Below are 245 nucleotides of genomic sequence, written 5' to 3' on the forward strand. Positions count from 1 at the left end.
GGCACCGCCACCTCGCGATGGCTGCCAAGGCTGGCGGCAAGATCGCAAAGCACCGGTGTGGCGAACAGGGTGCGCACCTCCACCCCAAGCGACAGCCGCCGCAGCCGCTCCATCAGCTGCACCGCCAGGAGCGAATGGCCGCCGAGCTCGAAGAAGTGGTCGTGGCGGCCGATGCGCTCGACGCCGAGCAGCTCCGCCCAGATGCCGGCCAGCGCCGTCTCGACCTCGCCTTGCGGCGCCGCATA

Annotated in this window: 1 protein-coding gene; it reads right to left on the reverse strand. The window is 71.0% G+C overall.

Annotation, left to right across the window (positions count from 1 at the left end; all coding sequences use genetic code 11):
• The coding region (locus PU724_RS34105) for a phosphopantetheine-binding protein (RefSeq protein WP_426213877.1) at nt 1-245 on the reverse strand (245 nt) is incomplete at both ends.

Source organism: Mesorhizobium abyssinicae, from assembly GCF_049887195.1.
Lineage (GTDB): Bacteria > Pseudomonadota > Alphaproteobacteria > Rhizobiales > Rhizobiaceae > Mesorhizobium > Mesorhizobium abyssinicae.